Origin of the sequence: Varunaivibrio sulfuroxidans (assembly GCF_029318635.1) — a bacterium.
In the GTDB taxonomy this organism is placed as follows: domain Bacteria; phylum Pseudomonadota; class Alphaproteobacteria; order Rhodospirillales; family Magnetovibrionaceae; genus Varunaivibrio; species Varunaivibrio sulfuroxidans.
In genome coordinates this window covers 1,224,858-1,241,232 of the sequence record NZ_CP119676.1, presented here as the reverse complement: position 1 = coordinate 1,241,232, position 16,375 = coordinate 1,224,858, and the positions used below count along the sequence as shown (strand labels likewise).

Here is a 16,375-nt window from a genome sequence, read left to right as displayed (position 1 = left end):
GCAATGAAAAAACCCTCGCAGCGCGATAGTTCCGAGCCGCTCTCCGAGCCCCCCTCCGAGCCGCCGATGCCGATGGTCAATGCGGACGTCGCGAAACGTTCCAGCGCGACGACGAAGACGTTGGTGCGCACCTTCGTCGATTTCATGATGTCCAACAATATGCTGACCAAGCAGATCAAGACCGAAAACTTCGATCGCAACATTACCGCCCTGGTGCGCGAAATCGACGTCATCTTGCGCAACGGGTTCGAACAGCACGGCTTCGACGTCATGGCCGACGTGCGCGCCGCGTACGAGGCGAAGGCGGGGCAAAAACCCAAGGAAACCGGAAACCGCCATAAGTTCCTGCTGCGCCTGATCGCGGGTCGCTTTTCGCACCTGTTCGCGGCGCCTAAGGCGGCGATTTTCCCGCGCAACATCGTCGCCGGATTCGACGATTATTTGCAAAAATTGCTGGGCGACATGCTCTACGACGAGTTGAACCAGGAAGCTCAGCTTGTCCTCAGCAACCACGCCACCGACGACGATCAGGAAATCTGGAAAAAAATCGGCGAGACCGAACGCGACCGGCGTTTCGCCTATAATATCTTGATCCGTATTTTGCTGCGATTTTCCGATTTTACCTGGGCGCGCAAGAACTTCATTTCCATCGTCAACAACGTCACCGAACGTCAGTCGGGGTTCATTTTCGACGAGGATCATTTCTGTTTGATGTTCAACGCCCTGTTTTCCGATATCTTCCAGATTATTTGGAACGATCAACAGAGTCTGAAGCTAGACTTCATGTTCGGCAACGGTACGGTGGACAGCATCGACCGCATTCGCGACGAGTTCCGCGCCTATCAGAAAAGCCTCGGCGCGCGCGAAGAGGCGCGGCGATAAAAGGGCGCGCCTCAGGAAGAGGGGCGTGTTTACGTATCATATTGAATTCAAACTATTTTTATTTCACCACACCACTTTTGACCGACAAGTTCACGCGCGGATGTCGTAACGTGTGATGCGCCGCGTCGGGTGGGGCGGTGTATTGAAGTCGATGAAGTGGGGTTCAATTTTTTTAGGCTCGCCGAAGTGGGGGCAATGAATTGAGTCCTTTCGGAGAATCATAACTCTATAAAATTTTACATAAACTTTAAGTAAATAGGAACTTGATCCCACCTTTATTGTGTGACTATCCTGTGCCCATAAGTAGAATGGGTGCATGCTTTATGCCGTATATCGCGAATGACGCCGAAGTTGTTGACACCGGTTTCGGATGCCTGTCGATGTTGCTCCGGTTCCATGGCCTGGCCGTGGAACCGGAGCAATTAAAGCATCAGTTCGGTAAATCCGGAGAACATTTCGATGATGCCTGCATCCTGCGTACCGCCCGGGACTTGGGGCTAAAGGCGAGGGCGATCCAGGCCGATTGGGGGCGCCTTTCGCGCCTTCAACTGCCCGCCATCGCGCGCCATAAAGACGGCCATTATTTCATCATCGGCAAGGCGGCCGACGATGAAGTCCTGGTCCACGATCCACTTGAGGCGCGGCCCTTGACGTGGAAGCGACGCATCCTCGAAGACGCCTGGGATGGCGATTTGATCTGCATGCAGCGCCAAGCCCGCGCGGGTGAGAGTGGGCGTAAATTCGACATCACATGGTTTTTCCCCTCCATCATCAAGTACCGTCACATACTCCGCGACGTGTTTGTGGCGACATTTTTCGTCCAGTTGTTCGCCCTGATCACACCGTTGTTCTTTCTGGTGGTTATCGACAAGGTTCTGGTCCACCACGGGCTGTCCACGTTGGATGTCCTGGTTTTTGCCTTAGTGGTGGTCTCGCTGTTCGATATCGCCATCGGCGGCCTGCGCACGTACATGTTTTCCCACACCACGAACCGCATCGACGTCGAATTGGGCGCGAAACTTTTTCGTCATTTATTGCATCTGCCGATACCTTTTTTCGAGGCTCGCCAGATCGGGCATATCGAGGCGCAAATGCGCCAGATGGAAAGCGTGCGCGGATTTTTGACCGGGCCCCCGCTCACCACCTTGATCGACGCGTTGTTCGTGTTCGTGTTTCTGGGGCTGATGTATTACTACAGCCCGCAGCTCACCTTTATCGTTCTGGCGGCGGTGCCGGCTTACGGCGCAATTTCCTTCTTCATTACGCCGCTGTTGCAACACCGATTACAGGAGAAATACCAAAGAGGCGCCGAAAACCAAGCCTTTTTGGTGGAAAGCGTCGGCGGGATCGAAACCCTCAAGGCGATGGCGATGGAGCCTCGGATCCAGGAGCGTTGGGAGGAACAACTCGCGGCCTATGTCAAATCGGCGTTCCGCGTGACGACACTATCGAATGCCTCGAACCAAGGTGCGCAACTGGTGCAAAAAATCGCCGTCGCTCTGACGTTATGGTTCGGCGCAAAACTGGTGATCGGCGGCGAATTGACCGTGGGACAACTGGTCGCCTTCAACATGCTGTCCGGGCGCGTCCACGGCCCGATTTTGCGTTTGGTTCAGTTGTGGCAACAGTTCCAGCAATTTCGTATCTCGCTCGCTAAAATCGGCGACATCCTCAACACCCAGCCGGAACCCGCGCATAACCCGACCCGCGCCAGTTTGCCCCGTATCAAAGGCGATATTGGGTTCGATGCGGTGAGCTTTCGTTATCTGCCCGATCGCCCTCGGGTCCTCGACAAAATTGACTTAAAAATTCCGGCGGGACAGGTAGTGGGGATTATCGGCCCGTCCGGTTCGGGCAAAAGCACGCTGACCAAGCTGCTGCAACACTTTTACGTTCCCGAAAGCGGCCGCGTCAGCATCGACGGCGTCGATCTTGCCGCGGTGGATACCGCCTGGCTGCGTCGTCAGGTGGGCGTGGTCCTGCAAGACAGCACCTTGTTCAATCGCTCGGTACGCGACAACATCGCCCTGGCCGATTCCGCCATGCCCATCGAAGCCGTGATCCGCGCCGCCACGCTGGCCGGTGCGCACGAGTTCGTCGCCGAATTGCCCGATGGCTACGATACTCTGGTCGGCGAGCGTGGCGGCCGGTTGTCCGGTGGGCAACGCCAGCGTATCGCCATTGCGCGCGCTCTCGCCACCGACCCGCGCATTTTGATCTTGGACGAGGCGACCAGCGCGCTCGATTTCGAGTCCGAAACCATGGTGCTCGACAACCTTCGAAATATTACCGAGGGTCGTACGGTCATCATCATCACCCATCGCATCGCCATGTTGAGAGATGCCGACCGGATCATCACCATGGAAAACGGCCGCCCGGTCGAGGACGGCACCCACGACCAGCTCGTCCAACTCGGCGGGCGCTACGCGGCGCTGTACCGTCATCAGGGGAGGGCTTATGGTCAAGGCTGAACTTCCCCTCATCGCGGACGCGAAGCTTAAATGGGCGCGCTTTAAGGAAAGCGCCGCGCACCACCTCGACGCTTGGCGCACCGCCTGGGCGCGCGACAAGGCGGATACCGCACCACGGCGCAGCCGTGCCGATGCCGAATTTTTGCCCGCCGCGTTGGAAATCATGGAAACGCCGCCATCGCCCCTTGGCCGTGCGGTGTTGTGGGCCATCATGGCTTTTTTCGCCATTACCGTCGCCTGGGCCGTCTTCGCCAAGGTGAATATTAACGCCACCGCCTCGGGCAAGCTTATCCCGGCGGGGCGCGTCAAACTCATCCAACCCCTGGAGGCCGGCACGGTCAGCGCCATTTTGGTCAAGGAGGGACAAAAAGTCCACGAAGGCGATCTGTTGATCGAACTGGACGCCACCGAGATCGAGGCCGCGCGCGAGCAGGTCGAGCATGAAATGCTGGTCGCCGAGATCGAACGCGCGCGCTGGCGCGCCGCGCTCGACAACCCGGCAAACCCGGTGGCCGTCTTTGACCCGCCCCACGACCTGGATGCGGCGAAACGAAAAACCTACACCCACCTGCTGCGCAGTCAAAGCGATGCCTTTCAGGACCACCTGCTCGCTATCGACGACCAAATCAAGGCCGCGAGGGCGCGCCTTGCGTCGGTGCGCGACAATCTTGAGCGCATGCGACAGACCGCGCCCCTGGTGCGGCGCGAGTACGTCGCTAAAAAAACCCTTGTGGACAAGGGCGTCGCCGCCCCGCTAAGCCTTGTTCCGCTGCAACGCCAGATGATCGATTTCAAAAAAGGAATCTCGGGTGAACGCAGAAAGGTTACCGAAACGCAGGCCACCATCGCCGCCGCGCGCGAACAGCGCAAGGAAGCCGTCTCGAACTACCAAAACAATGCGTTAAGTCAGTTTACCCTGGCCGACAGGCGGATCGACAATTTCAAACAAGAACTGGTGAAGCTCGAACGCCGCCGTACTCGACAGGCCCTGATTTCGCCGGTGGACGGCGTCGTACAGCAGTTAAAAACCAATACCATCGGCGGCGTGGTGACGCCTGCGGAAGTCTTGATGGTGATCGTACCCGATACGCACCGGTTGGAGGCCGATGTCATGATCCCCAACAGGGATATCGGCTTCGTCGAAAAGGGGCAAAAGGCGGTGGTGAAGCTGGAAACCTTCCTGTTCACCCGCTATGGCGCGATCAACGGCAGGGTCAGGACCATATCCAGCGATGCCGTCGCCGACAAACGTCTGGGGCTCGCCTATCCTGCCCGCATCACGTTGGATCGCACGTCGATGACGGTGGATGGGCGCGAGGTGCAACTGACCCCCGGCATGGCGGCGACGGTGGAGGTCACCACCGGACGGCGGCGCGTCATCGCATTCGTTCTCGCCCCCCTGTTGCGCTACGCCAAGGAAAGTTTCCATGAACGCTGAGGAATATCGGCAATCATAGACTAATACAAAAAAGATTATTATGCGGTTAGGTTGATTTAAGGTTGACAGAGGAATGCAAAAAATGGAGTCATTATCGCTACGAACAGTCGCAAGGACGGGGGCTACACCGTTCGGCAATTCGCTCTTGATGGACCACCCCCGCACAAAGGGGATGGGCATCGGAACACACCCCATCGCCGCAGCGCGCATTGGCGCGGCGCGCGTTGACGGGGCGGGGAGCGATCGATCATGATGAAAACCAACGCCGACGAAAAATCCACTCCATCCCCAACATCCCCCCGATCTTCGGCGCAGGACCTCGCCCGGCAGGCCGAACCGGCCCCCGTGCGGGATGCGGGCACGGGGCTGACCGACGGCGTGGAAACGGCCGAAACCGCCGCGCCTTCCGCCGCCACCGCCGGGCCGCCCTCCTCGGGCCAAGCTCCGGCCATCCCCAACATCCCCCCGGCAATGGCCGAGGTCCTGGGGCAGATAACCTGGCTGATGCTCAACTCCACGCAACACCGCCACCTGTTCCTGACCGATTACGAATGGCTGATTCTGCCCGCCGTTCTGCGCAAGCAGTTCCGCCTTATCCGCCAGGACGAAAAGTCGGTGGCCGTGGTGCTGTGGGCCTACCTGAACGAAGAGACCGAACGGCGCTTCCTCGGCGGCACGCGCAAGCTCGCCCCCAACGAATGGGGCGCGGGCGAAACGCCGTGGATCGTCGATGTCATCGCTCCCTTCGGCGGCCACGAACAGGCCATCCAGGGCGTTGTCGATAGTGTGTTTATGGGGCGCGACGTCAAGGTCCTGGCCATCGACCCCGCGACCAAGAGCCTGACGGCGCGCACCGTTAGCGGCCAACATCGGGCGGCGGAATAAGGGGTATGAGCATGGACGCACAAACCGCGGCACGCATCGCGACACAACCCCCGCCAGGACCCAAGGGCGGGGAAGACGACGGCGGGAAAACCCGGGGTCGAAACGTCGCCATCCGCCTTGCCGCCGACATGCGCGATGTCGAATGCATGATCGAACTTGGCCGCGTAGCGCATCGCGAAAGCCGCTTCGCGGACCTTGAATACGCGCCGGATAAATTGATGCAATCCGCCCTGGGCGCCATGACCGAAGAGGGCCGCAAGCGCATGTGCCTTTTGATGGCGGAATATCGCGGCGATCTACTAGGCATGATCGTGGCGACGGTCGGCTCGCACTGGTTTTCGTCCGAATTGGGGGCGTCGGCGATGGTTTATTATGTCCACCCTGACCATCGCGGTTCCATGGCGGCGATCAAGCTGCTCCACGGTTTTCGGCGCTGGGCGCAAAACCGCCGCGTCAGGCGCATCAACATCAACGTCACCTCCGGCGTGGGTATGGCCCGTACCGATAAGTTGATGCGCCGCCTGGGTTTCGAGTTTACGGGTGGAAATTATGTGTTGGAGATGGGGAGCCTAAGGTGATCGTTATTTTGCGTAACATCACAGTAAATTTCTTTGCGGGGATGTTTTTTGTAATTTTGAGCGGAATTTTGATGCACAGTGAAGTCAATGCTATGAGTTTACTTCCTAACCTATCCGAGGGCTTAAGCTTATACGCTCCTGTTCTTTCAAGAGACGGACGGGTCATCGTTTTCACCTATCAGGTTGGAACGAAATATCCCAGTCTAGGAGTCTACCAGGTCGATGCAGACAAACTGGCGCCCATTGCATTGCCCGGTGGTTTTGCATGGATAAGCCCGGTTATATCCCAGGATGGGCGCTACATCGCCGCCGTGACAGACTGTTTGCACAACTGCCCATCAGGAGAGGAAGGCCACCAAGTCGTTCTTCTTGATCTATCGCAACCTACTGTGAACTTCACATTTTTGACCAAGGGGAAAAAATATCGTGGAAATCCCATGTTTTCACCGGATGGAAAAAGGCTCATTTTTGTGACGGGGCGAATATTGCCCACCGATAGAGGAGACCTAGTTACGGATTATGGTTTCTCTATGGTGCCTATTTCGGGGGGGAGCGAAATCAAAATCGCATCGACGGAAGAAGGAAAGAACCGGTTTTATGCAATTGACCGTCCATACTTTCTAAGTAAAACGCATATTATTTTTTCCGCTATCCCATTCTATCCGGATGGCCCCATTGCCACCAAAGCAGCAGCGCTTGGAAAAACAATAAGCGAACCTGTCGGTATAAGTTTGTATTTTGCAAAAAAAGATAATGAGTACGATCTGTTACCTGAAAACAAACATCATACGATGGGCGGCCTGACTGCTTCATTGAAGGGAGATATTGTTTTTACCGATCTCTCCGAGGGCGAGCCAGAGACGACCGATGGTGCCTTTAACTATGAATTGTTTATGTCCCATATGGGAAAAGTCACTCAACTTACGCACATAAAATCATTTATAAGCGCGCCTTTCATATCCGGCGACGGTTCAACCGTAGTGTTCCTGGAAGACAAGGGCAGGAACGGAGCAAGGGATATCGTGATCTATGATACGGCAAGTGGCCAACTCACAAAGACGGGCATACGAGGAAAAATTTTAAAACACCTAAAGGTTGAAAAACGCTAACGCCAGAAGAAACGTGAAGTAACCACGGCTCTGGGGGGCACGGCTTCATCATCATAGGGAGAAAATGCAGTGCCGACCGCAAAAACTGATACTGTTTTCGATGGCCTTAACTCACTTCTTCGTGCCGGAAATTGGATTGGCAAAGGATGGGGGGCTGGCCATGTAACTCCGGATGGCTATCATTTTACTGCGAAGGACTTGAGCGTCGTGGCTCTGTCAACATTTGACAATGCCGCAAAAAAACATGACATTAGCTACGATAATGCATCTATCCTTTTGGATAAAAATTTAAAAAACCCGAGCGTGTCTGATGTGGACGCCTACGCTATTAATCAAGATCAAATCGCGAGAGCGGACATACAAATCTCAGTTGATGCTTTGCACACAACTGCATTAACCCCTTGGGGGAACACGCTCCGATTTGGAGCTTTGGGGTATTTTTCTGTTACTGGTGTTTTGCATAGCACAGCAGGGGTATCTCTTCATGCTGTTAGCGCTCTAGATAACGCGGTATCAGCCGTGGGCGATGCGCTCAATACGATCGGTCATGCGTTTGGGGGCATCCTTGATTCCATCGGTGATCTGTTCTCTGGTGGAACAACAATTCACGGCGTTCCTAGTGGCGCAGCCCTCTCAGCGGGGACGGATAGCGTCGTTGTCAATGAGTGGAGCGCCACTCAGTCGACCCATCCGGGGGATTCCACGACGACGTACGATGATGGACAAGGCGGGTTTTTCCATGATTTAGGTCGGGCCCTCGACAGTATTTTTGAGCACATTAGTCACGCGTTTGACGGAGATCATGAAGGCAGACCCGGAGCTTCGAGCAAAAGCAGTAAACCCATCATTTTGGACCTGAACGGCGATGGTGTAGTGTCTTTGGTGGCATTGGATCAATCCACGGCCTTTTTCGACATCAACGGCGACGGTTATCGCGAACAGACGGCCTGGGCCGGTGGCGGCGATGGCTTCCTGGTCTACGACAAAAATAACGATGGGCTGATCAATCACGTCGATGAAGTCAGCTTCAAGGGGTATGTCGAAACCGCGCGCACCGATCTGGAAGGATTGGCGCATTTTGACACCAATGGCGACGGCGTTCTGGACGGACGCGACGCCGAATGGGCCAAGTTCGGCGTTTGGCGCGACGCCAATCAAGACGGCGTATCCGACCCGGGCGAGGTGGTGAGCCTTGATAAAGCGGGCATCACGTCGATCGGCTTGAGTTCCGATCGGGTGCAGCGCAGCGAAGGCGGTAATACCGTGTTCGGCATCGGGCAATTCACCTGGGCCGATGGCGCAAGCGGAAAATTCGCCGACGCGGCGCTGGCTTATTCCCAACAGGCCGTTCGCGAGGAAGCCGACGGTGCTTTGACCATACGCAACGGCGATGGATCGCGGGTCCGCTTCTTGGCCGACAGCCCGGCGGGCGTGACCCTTGATCTGGGGGCGGAAGGTTTAGTCGGTGTCATCGCCACTGGTGGCGCCGATCACCTTTCGGCTGGGGCGGCGCAGGATGTGTCCCTGTTTGGCATGGGGGGCAACGACGTTCTTACGGGCGGCGATGGAAACGACTTTTTAGTTGGCGGTGCGGGCGCGGATTCCCTGTCCGGCGGGGGCGGCGACGACACCCTGGTAATCGATGCCAACGATGTCCACGTCGATGGCGGCGACGGTGTGGACAGCGTGTTCGTCGAAGGAACGGCGGGCGTAACCCTAGACCTTGGCGCCGACCACGTCGAATTGGCGTTCGGCGGCGCGGGTAACGATGTCTTCAGAACAAGCGGAAGTATCGGCGTTCTCATGTCTGGTGGGACGGGCAACGATATCCTTACGGGCGGGCAAGGCAACGACGTGTTAATCGGCGGCGCCGGAGCCGATGAAATTCGCGGCGGCGCGGGCGACGATACGATCTTTTTCGATGCCGCCGATACGGTCGTCGATGGCGGCGCGGGTTTCGATGTCGCCTTTGTCGAGGGGACAAACGGGGTTATCTTTGACTTGGCGCAGCACCATATCGAAGCCGCGTTCGGTGGCGTGGGTAACGATACCCTGTACACCAGCGGCGCGCAGGGCGTTTTGATCGGCGGTGGAGCGGGCGATGATACCATCACCGGCAGCCAAGCCGCCGACACCCTGATGGGCGGTGACGGCAACGATACGGTTTATGGCCTTGGCGGCAACGACGTGCTGACGGGCGACGCGGGGAACGACGCGCTTTATGGCGGCGCGGGCAATGACGTTTTGGAAGGCGGCGCGGGCGCCGATGTCTTGCGCGGTGGGGCGGGGGTGGATTGGCTGTCCTACGCCGGTTCCGACGCCGGGGTGAACATCAACTTGACCACGGGCTACGCCGGCGGCGGAGATGCTACGGGCGACGTGTACAGCAACATGGAAAACATCATCGGGTCGCGCTTCGGCGACAAACTGGTCGGCGATGGTGGAGCCAATACAATCTATGGCGGTGCTGGTAGCGATATCATCGAAGGCGGAGCAGGCGATGATACGCTGAACGGCGGTGCGGGCGTGGACATGGTAGTCGGCGGGCTGGGCAACGACACTTATGTCTTTAACCGCGGTGACGGCGGCGAAGTGCTTTACGATTACGCCACCACGACGCAAACCTCGCGAACGCAGCATACCGCGTACCGAAATGGTCTCTCTGCTACTTATTGGCAAACCACCGTAACGACAGTTCTGGCCAACGCGGGTAACGACACTTTGGCGTTCGGCAATAACATTTCGGTGTGGGATGTCGTCTTGGATTACAACGGCACGGACCTGACATTGGCCGTGTTGGACCGGTCCAACCCCAATGCGACGTTCGGGGCCGCGACGGACTGGGTCTATATCAAGGGGTGGAACGACACCCGGACACGGATTGAGACCTTTACCTTCGCCGACGGCACCGTGCTCGATATGAGCGCCGTGGCGATCCCGACCGGTGTACACACGCCCCTGATGGAACTGTTCGCGATCATTGGTACCGAAGGCAACGATGTGCTTGACGGCACGGCGGGCCATAACCTGATGTACGGGCGGGGCGGCGATGACGTCATATCCGGCCATGGCGGCAACGATGAAATTTACGGTGAGGGCGGCAACGACCACCTCAACGGTGGCGCGGGCGACGACATGCTGGACGGAGGCGCCGGTAACGACGTGTTGGATGGCGGCAGCGGCGCGGACGTGTTGATCGGCGGCGCGGGAACGGACACCGCGACCTACGAAAACGCCGCCGCCGGAATGACGGTGGATCTGGCGACGGGCACGGCATCCGATGGCGATACCCTTAGCGGCATCGAAAACCTAATCGGATCGCAATTTGCCGATACCCTCTCCGGCGACGTCGGCGCCAATGTGATCGAAGGGCGTGGCGGCGACGATGTCATCGACGGGCGCGCCGGCAACGATACCCTGCGCGGTGAAGGCGGCAACGACACCCTGATTGGCGGCGCGGGCGACGATATTCTGGACGGCGGCGCGGGCAATGACACCCTCGACGGGGGTGCAGGCAACGACACCCTCAACGGCGGCCTCGGCTTCGATACCCTAAATGGTGGCGCGGGAAATGATATCCTTAACGGCGGCGACGGCAACGACCACCTCAACGGTGGCGCGGGCGACGACATGCTGGACGGAGGCGCCGGTAACGACGTGTTGGATGGTGGCAGCGGCGCGGACGTGTTGATCGGCGGCGCGGGAACGGACACCGCGACCTACGAAAACGCCGCCGCCGGAATGACGGTGGATCTGGCGACGGGCACGGCATCCGATGGCGATACCCTTAGCGGCATCGAAAACCTGATCGGATCGCAATTTGCCGATACTCTCTCCGGCGACGCCGGCGCCAATGTGATCGAAGGGCGTGGCGGCGACGATGTCATCGACGGGCGCGCCGGCAACGATACCCTGCGCGGTGAAGGCGGCAACGACATCCTGATTGGCGGCGCGGGCGACGATATTCTGGACGGCGGCGCGGGCAACGACACCCTCGACGGGGGTGCAGGCAACGACACCCTCAACGGCGGCCTCGGCTTCGATACCCTAAATGGTGGCGCGGGAAATGACGTCATCGACGGCGGCGCAGGCGATGACTTTATCGTCGGCGGCGTGGGCGCGGACCGCCTTAAGGGCGGGGCCGGTATTGACACGGCGTCGTATTTGGCATCCACGGCGGGCGTGGCGGTAAGTCTCGTCGCCGGGATGGGCACGGGCGGTGACGCCCAAGGCGATACGCTAACGGGTATCGAAAACTTGATCGGCTCTGAATTTTCGGACCGGCTTACCGGCGATAATGGCGCAAACGTTATCGGGGGCCGTGCGGGCAGCGACGTCATCAATGGTCTCGGCGGTAACGACACGCTCTACGGCGGGGCCGGAAACGACACGATCGACGGTGGCGCCGGCAATGACGTGATTTCCGGCGGCCTCGGCAACGATATCTTGAGTGGTGGCGTTGGTAACGACACGATCAGCGGAGGTGACGGGAATGACTTCATCGTTGGCGGCGCAGGCGCGGATGCCCTGGACGGCGGAGCGGGAATCGATACCGCATCCTATGAGACATCGACGGCAGGCGTCGACGTTAACCTTACCACCGGTCTTGGCGCGGGCGGCCATGCCCAGGGCGATACGCTGACGGGAATCGAAAACCTGATCGGCTCCACATTCGATGACCGATTGACCGGCGACGCCCATGCCAACCTGATCGAAGGGCGCGGCGGCAACGACACGATCCGTGGTCTTGGCGGCGACGATACGCTGCGTGGTGAGGGCGGCAACGACATCATCTTGGGCGGTCTTGGCAATGACCGCCTCGAAGGCGGCATCGGTTTCGATACGTTGAACGGCGGTGCGGGCAATGACACGCTTGAAGGCGGGCAAGGTGCCGACGTTCTGTTGGGAGGCGACGGCAACGATACCGCCGCTTACGACCGCTCATCGGCAGGCGTGACCGTGGACCTAAATTATAACTTCGAGGACGACCACGAACATGACGGCGAAGGCGACTATGGAGACGACGGTCATGGATATGGCGTTGCGCCGACTTTGAACCATGTCATGTCGTTGATCGGTCCTGATGTCTTGGCCGCCATGCCACGGCATGCGGACGATGGTGGGGACTATGGAGATGATCATCACTACGACGATCTGCCGCCGATTGGCATCGGTTTTGGTGGCGAGGCCCAGGGCGATATTCTGTTTGGGGTCGAAAATGTAATCGGGTCCAATTTTGCCGACCTTCTTAAAGGCGATCGCAACGCCAATATCTTGCGTGGCCTTGGCGGCAATGATGAAATCGACGGTCGGGGCGGCAACGATCTGTTGGACGGCGGTGCCGGCAATGATGAACTCGACGGTGGTTCCGGAAACGATCTGCTGTTGGGCGGTCTTGGCGATGACAAGCTTGATGGCGGTTCCGGCAACGATATTCTTCATGGCGGGGCCGGTAACGACGTGCTTAAGGGCGAAGGGGGCAACGATACCCTCTATGGCGACGCCGGAAACGACATCCTTAAAGGCAGTGGCGGAAACGACGCTCTCTATGGCGGCTCCGGCGACGACATTCTGCATGGCCAAGGCGGCAGTGATATCCTCGATGGCGGCGCGGGCAATGACATCCTCAAAAGCGACGGCGGCAATGATGTCCTTAAGGGAGGAGCCGGTGATGACATCCTGACCGCCAAGGGTGGGCACGACACTCTGTCCGGCGGAACGGGCAACGATGTGCTCAATGGCGGCGGCGATGGCGACACCTTCCTGTTTGGTCTTGGCGACGGTCGGGACCTCATTCTCACGGGCCATGGTAGCGGTCATGGCGAGGGTGGCGAGAAACACGACGACAAGGGCGACGCTGGAAAAGATGGCTCAAACGCTAAACTCAATGTTCTGGTTCTAGGTAAAGGGATCACTGCCGACGAGGTCTGGTTCGCACGCAGCAACTATGATCTGCAGATGTCCATCGTCGGCACCAAGGATCGGGTAAGTGTGCACAATTGGTATAAGGGAAAATCCAGTCGCCTGGACGAAATCCGCCTGGCTAATGGCGCTGTTCTGGTTGAATCTCAGGTTGAACAGTTGCGCCTAGCCATGGCCGCCTTCGCGCCGCCCGTCGGGTCGGATTCCAGCCTGCCGCCTGACGTTCAATCCGCACTACATCCCATGATCGCAGAGAGTTGGCAACCGTCACACGGTTTGTAATTTCCACTTGATTGGTATGAACCGTGCCGATGTGTTGTTTCGCCCGATAAGATTCGAACTCAAGGGCGCTGCCTCTAGTCTGCTTTGGGCAACGGGCAAGGTTGCGAACATGTCCGCTCCAAGGTCAACACCGGGCCCAGCACGGGGCCGTGGCGGATGGGTACGATCTGCATGATGCGCAGGTCGTCACGGCTGAGATAGAGGTCGAACGTCGCGCCGTCCCAAAGAATTTTGTGGCTCTTTTTAAAGCCCATGATAGGGACGGTTTCGACACGAAGGCGGTAGGCCGGGTATTTTTTTTCCATGATTGTGCGCGTGATCGGCCCCAGATAGCGGGCTTTCAGATCGAGGCGGCGTTTGCCGTCGAATACGGCGATGCTAAAATTCGCGGGCCCGCCGGAAAGATGTTCGCGCACGCCCTCGATTAATTGCGACAGGGCGCTTAACGGGTCGGTAACGTCGGTACGCAGTCGAGCGGGGATGTCCTTGTCGGCGGCCTTGTTCTCGATTTTCCCCGGGTGTCCGGGTAGTGGACGCGATCCCTTGCGGGCGTGCGCCGGGGCGTGGGGGGCGGAAAAGGTAATTTTGATCCAGCGCAATGCGTTCTTGGTGGTGTAATCGACACGATATTCTTGCGCCGTGTAGGTCGCCGCGGCGTCGTTTCCGGGGGGCGATTGGTGTAGCCCCGTCGCCGTCGCCGCGATATCGAAACGGGTAAACCACCCAAGAAGGCCACGGGTGACTAAGTGAAACGTGTTGACGTAGCGCCCTTTTTCATCGTCGAAGCCGAGAGTGAAATCGGCGACGTGCAGCCCGCTCCAGTTCGCCTGATAGCGTAGGTACGTGGTTCGCGCCAACCCCGGGCTCGGCGCGACTCCCACGAAAACCGTTGCGCATAAGACGGCGCCGGTGATGGTGCAAAATAATCGCCGCATGAGGCAAGGATACGTCCTTTGCGGGCGAAGGAAAAGGCAAAGTACCGTGTGCGACAAGCACCATTGCTCTTTCACAGTCAGAAAACAACAAGGGCGCAAGCGTAAAAAGTAAAATAAAAACAATATGTTTTTATAAAATGCAGTAATTACCCTCGATTGTGCGCGCGTAAAAATTATCATTTTTTTGACAATCAGGCCCTTGTTTAACACGGTTGAAGCGGTCATAAATTCTGGGCGCGCCTTTTCGATGGGAGATTAAGGTGTTCACTGGGGGGAAACGGGAACCATCCAATATGAAAATAGCGATACCGAAAGAACGCCGCACGGGCGAGAAGCGCGTCGCCGCCTCGCCCGACGTGGTCAAGAAACTCGTCGCCCTAGGGTTTGACGTGATCGTGGAAAAAGGCGCCGGTGTCGGCGCCGCCATCGAGGATGCGGCGTTTAAAGACGCCGGCGCCACGATCGCCAAGGACGCCGCGACAGCCTTGAAGGACGCCGATGTGGTGTTGAAAATCCAACGCCCGATCGTCGAGGGCGACGCCAATGAACTGGCGCTGATGAAAAAAGGCGCGGTGTTGATCGCCCACCTCGGCGCGCTGGCCCACCAGGAGGACGTTAAGGTCTATGCGACGCAGGGCATCACCGCCTTTGCGATGGAGTTGATGCCGCGCATTTCGCGCGCCCAGTCGATGGATATTCTCTCCTCGCAAAGCAACTTGGCCGGCTATAAGGCGGTCTTGGATGGCGCCGCGGAATACGGTAGCGCCTTTCCGATGATGATGACCGCGGCGGGCACGATCGCGCCGGCGAAGGTGTTCGTCATGGGCGTCGGCGTCGCCGGCCTGCAGGCGATCGCCACCGCCAAGCGCCTGGGCGCGGTGGTCACCGCAACCGACGTTCGTCCCGCCACCCGCGAACAAGTGGAAAGCCTGGGCGGCAAGTTCCTGACCGTTGACGCCGAAATGGAAAAGGACGCCGAAACCGAGGGCGGCTACGCCAAACAAATGCCGCCGGAATATTTCGAAAAACAAAAGGCGGTGGTCGCCGAACACATCAAGAAGCAAAACATCGTCATCACCACGGCGTTGATTCCGGGACGCCCCGCGCCCGAATTGGTCAGCGCCGACATGGTCGCAAGCATGGCCGCGGGCTCGGTGATCGTCGATCTCGCCGTCGAGGCGGGCGGCAACTGCGCCCTGGCCAAGCCGGGCAAAGTGGTGACGAGCAAGAACGGCGTTAAGATCGTGGGGCACGAAAACATGCCCTCGCGCCTGCCCAAGGACAGCAGCGTGTTGTTCGCTAAGAACTTGCTTAATTTCCTGACTCCGCATGTGGACCGGGAAAACAAGACCATCGCGTTTGATTGGGAGGATGAAACCGTCGGCGGGACCTGTGTCGTGCGCGACGGGCAGATCGTCCATCCCTTGCTGAGCGGGGAAGGAAAATGACCATGGATGCCGCAACCCTTTCAAATCAAATCAAGCAACTGGCCGATCAGGCGGCGCAATTGGCGGCCCAGGCCCATGACGCGGCTTTGTCCGCCGCCGGGCTCGCCGCGCAGGCGAACGGGGCGGGGCACGGTGAGCCGTTCATCTTTTTGTTCACGGTTTTTGTCCTGGCGTGTTTCGTCGGTTACTTCGTGGTGTGGTCCGTGACCCCGGCGCTGCATTCGCCGCTGATGGGCGTCACCAACGCCATTTCGTCGGTGATCATCGTCGGCGCCCTGATCGCGGCGGGGCCGGCGGATCTCAGCATTTCCAAGGTGCTCGGTTTCGTCGCCGTGACGCTGGCCTCGGTCAACATTTTCGGCGGGTTCATCGTAACCCAACGGATGTTGTCGATGTTCAAGAAAAAGAAGGCCTAGGGGGAAGCG

The 16,375-nt window shown here is 58.5% G+C and carries 10 protein-coding genes; 9 read left to right on the top strand and 1 reads right to left on the bottom strand.

Annotated features, from left to right (window positions below; all coding sequences use genetic code 11):
* The first annotated feature begins 3 nt into the window (after window positions 1–3).
* From P3M64_RS05820 to P3M64_RS05790, 7 genes are all read left to right on the top strand, one after another.
* On the top strand, window positions 4–882 hold the full coding sequence (locus P3M64_RS05820) for a hypothetical protein (protein ID WP_132938790.1): 879 nt from the start codon (window positions 4–6) through the stop codon (window positions 880–882).
* A 323-nt stretch (window positions 883–1,205) separates the two neighbouring features.
* Window positions 1,206–3,353 carry a type I secretion system permease/ATPase gene (locus tag P3M64_RS05815; protein WP_132938791.1) on the top strand — a complete coding sequence of 716 codons (2,148 nt, stop codon included), beginning with the start codon at window positions 1,206–1,208 and terminating at the stop codon, window positions 3,351–3,353.
* Window positions 3,340–4,791, top strand: coding sequence for an HlyD family type I secretion periplasmic adaptor subunit (locus tag P3M64_RS05810; RefSeq protein WP_165886279.1), 1,452 nt, complete (start codon window positions 3,340–3,342; stop codon window positions 4,789–4,791). Before P3M64_RS05815 ends, P3M64_RS05810 begins: the two co-directional genes overlap by 14 nt.
* 249 nt (window positions 4,792–5,040) lie before the next feature.
* Window positions 5,041–5,676 (top strand): toxin-activating lysine-acyltransferase, encoded by a 636-nt coding sequence (locus P3M64_RS05805; RefSeq protein ID WP_132938793.1) that lies wholly within the window; start codon window positions 5,041–5,043, stop codon window positions 5,674–5,676.
* An 11-nt stretch (window positions 5,677–5,687) separates the two neighbouring features.
* Window positions 5,688–6,254: a GNAT family N-acetyltransferase gene (locus tag P3M64_RS05800; protein ID WP_165886280.1), complete on the top strand. Its 567-nt coding sequence runs from the start codon at window positions 5,688–5,690 to the stop codon at window positions 6,252–6,254.
* Window positions 6,251–7,363, top strand: coding sequence for a TolB-like translocation protein (locus tag P3M64_RS05795; protein WP_132938795.1), 1,113 nt, complete (start codon window positions 6,251–6,253; stop codon window positions 7,361–7,363). Before P3M64_RS05800 ends, P3M64_RS05795 begins: the two co-directional genes overlap by 4 nt.
* 882 nt (window positions 7,364–8,245) lie before the next feature.
* Window positions 8,246–13,567: a beta strand repeat-containing protein gene (locus P3M64_RS05790; protein WP_243644749.1), complete on the top strand. Its 5,322-nt coding sequence runs from the start codon at window positions 8,246–8,248 to the stop codon at window positions 13,565–13,567.
* Window positions 13,568–13,641: 74 nt separating this feature from the next.
* Here P3M64_RS05790 and P3M64_RS05785 read toward each other — a convergent pair whose 3' ends face one another.
* Window positions 13,642–14,502 carry a DUF3108 domain-containing protein gene (locus tag P3M64_RS05785; protein ID WP_165886281.1) on the bottom strand — a complete coding sequence of 287 codons (861 nt, stop codon included), beginning with the start codon at window positions 14,500–14,502 and terminating at the stop codon, window positions 13,642–13,644.
* Between the two features lie 293 nt (window positions 14,503–14,795).
* Between P3M64_RS05785 and P3M64_RS05780 the strand changes: the two genes are divergently transcribed.
* Together P3M64_RS05780 and P3M64_RS05775 are read left to right on the top strand one after the other, a co-directional pair.
* Window positions 14,796–15,950 carry a Re/Si-specific NAD(P)(+) transhydrogenase subunit alpha gene (locus P3M64_RS05780; protein WP_132938797.1) on the top strand — a complete coding sequence of 385 codons (1,155 nt, stop codon included), beginning with the start codon at window positions 14,796–14,798 and terminating at the stop codon, window positions 15,948–15,950.
* Window positions 15,947–16,366, top strand: coding sequence for a proton-translocating transhydrogenase family protein (locus P3M64_RS05775; protein WP_132938798.1), 420 nt, complete (start codon window positions 15,947–15,949; stop codon window positions 16,364–16,366). The genes P3M64_RS05780 and P3M64_RS05775 overlap by 4 nt, the downstream gene beginning before the upstream one ends.
* Window positions 16,367–16,375: the final 9 nt, after the last annotated feature.

Bases quoted from the DNA above. Each gene is read 5' to 3' on its own strand.
- P3M64_RS05785 (WP_165886281.1), bottom strand. From the start codon at position 14,502: ATGCGGCGATTATTTTGCACCATCACCGGCGCCGTCTTATGCGCAACG.
- P3M64_RS05815 (WP_132938791.1), top strand. From the start codon at position 1,206: ATGCCGTATATCGCGAATGACGCCGAAGTTGTTGACACCGGTTTCGGA.
- P3M64_RS05820 (WP_132938790.1), top strand. From the start codon at position 4: ATGAAAAAACCCTCGCAGCGCGATAGTTCCGAGCCGCTCTCCGAGCCC.
- P3M64_RS05800 (WP_165886280.1), top strand. From the start codon at position 5,688: ATGGACGCACAAACCGCGGCACGCATCGCGACACAACCCCCGCCAGGA.
- P3M64_RS05780 (WP_132938797.1), top strand. From the start codon at position 14,796: ATGAAAATAGCGATACCGAAAGAACGCCGCACGGGCGAGAAGCGCGTC.
- P3M64_RS05805 (WP_132938793.1), top strand. From the start codon at position 5,041: ATGATGAAAACCAACGCCGACGAAAAATCCACTCCATCCCCAACATCC.
- P3M64_RS05775 (WP_132938798.1), top strand. From the start codon at position 15,947: ATGACCATGGATGCCGCAACCCTTTCAAATCAAATCAAGCAACTGGCC.
- P3M64_RS05810 (WP_165886279.1), top strand. From the start codon at position 3,340: ATGGTCAAGGCTGAACTTCCCCTCATCGCGGACGCGAAGCTTAAATGG.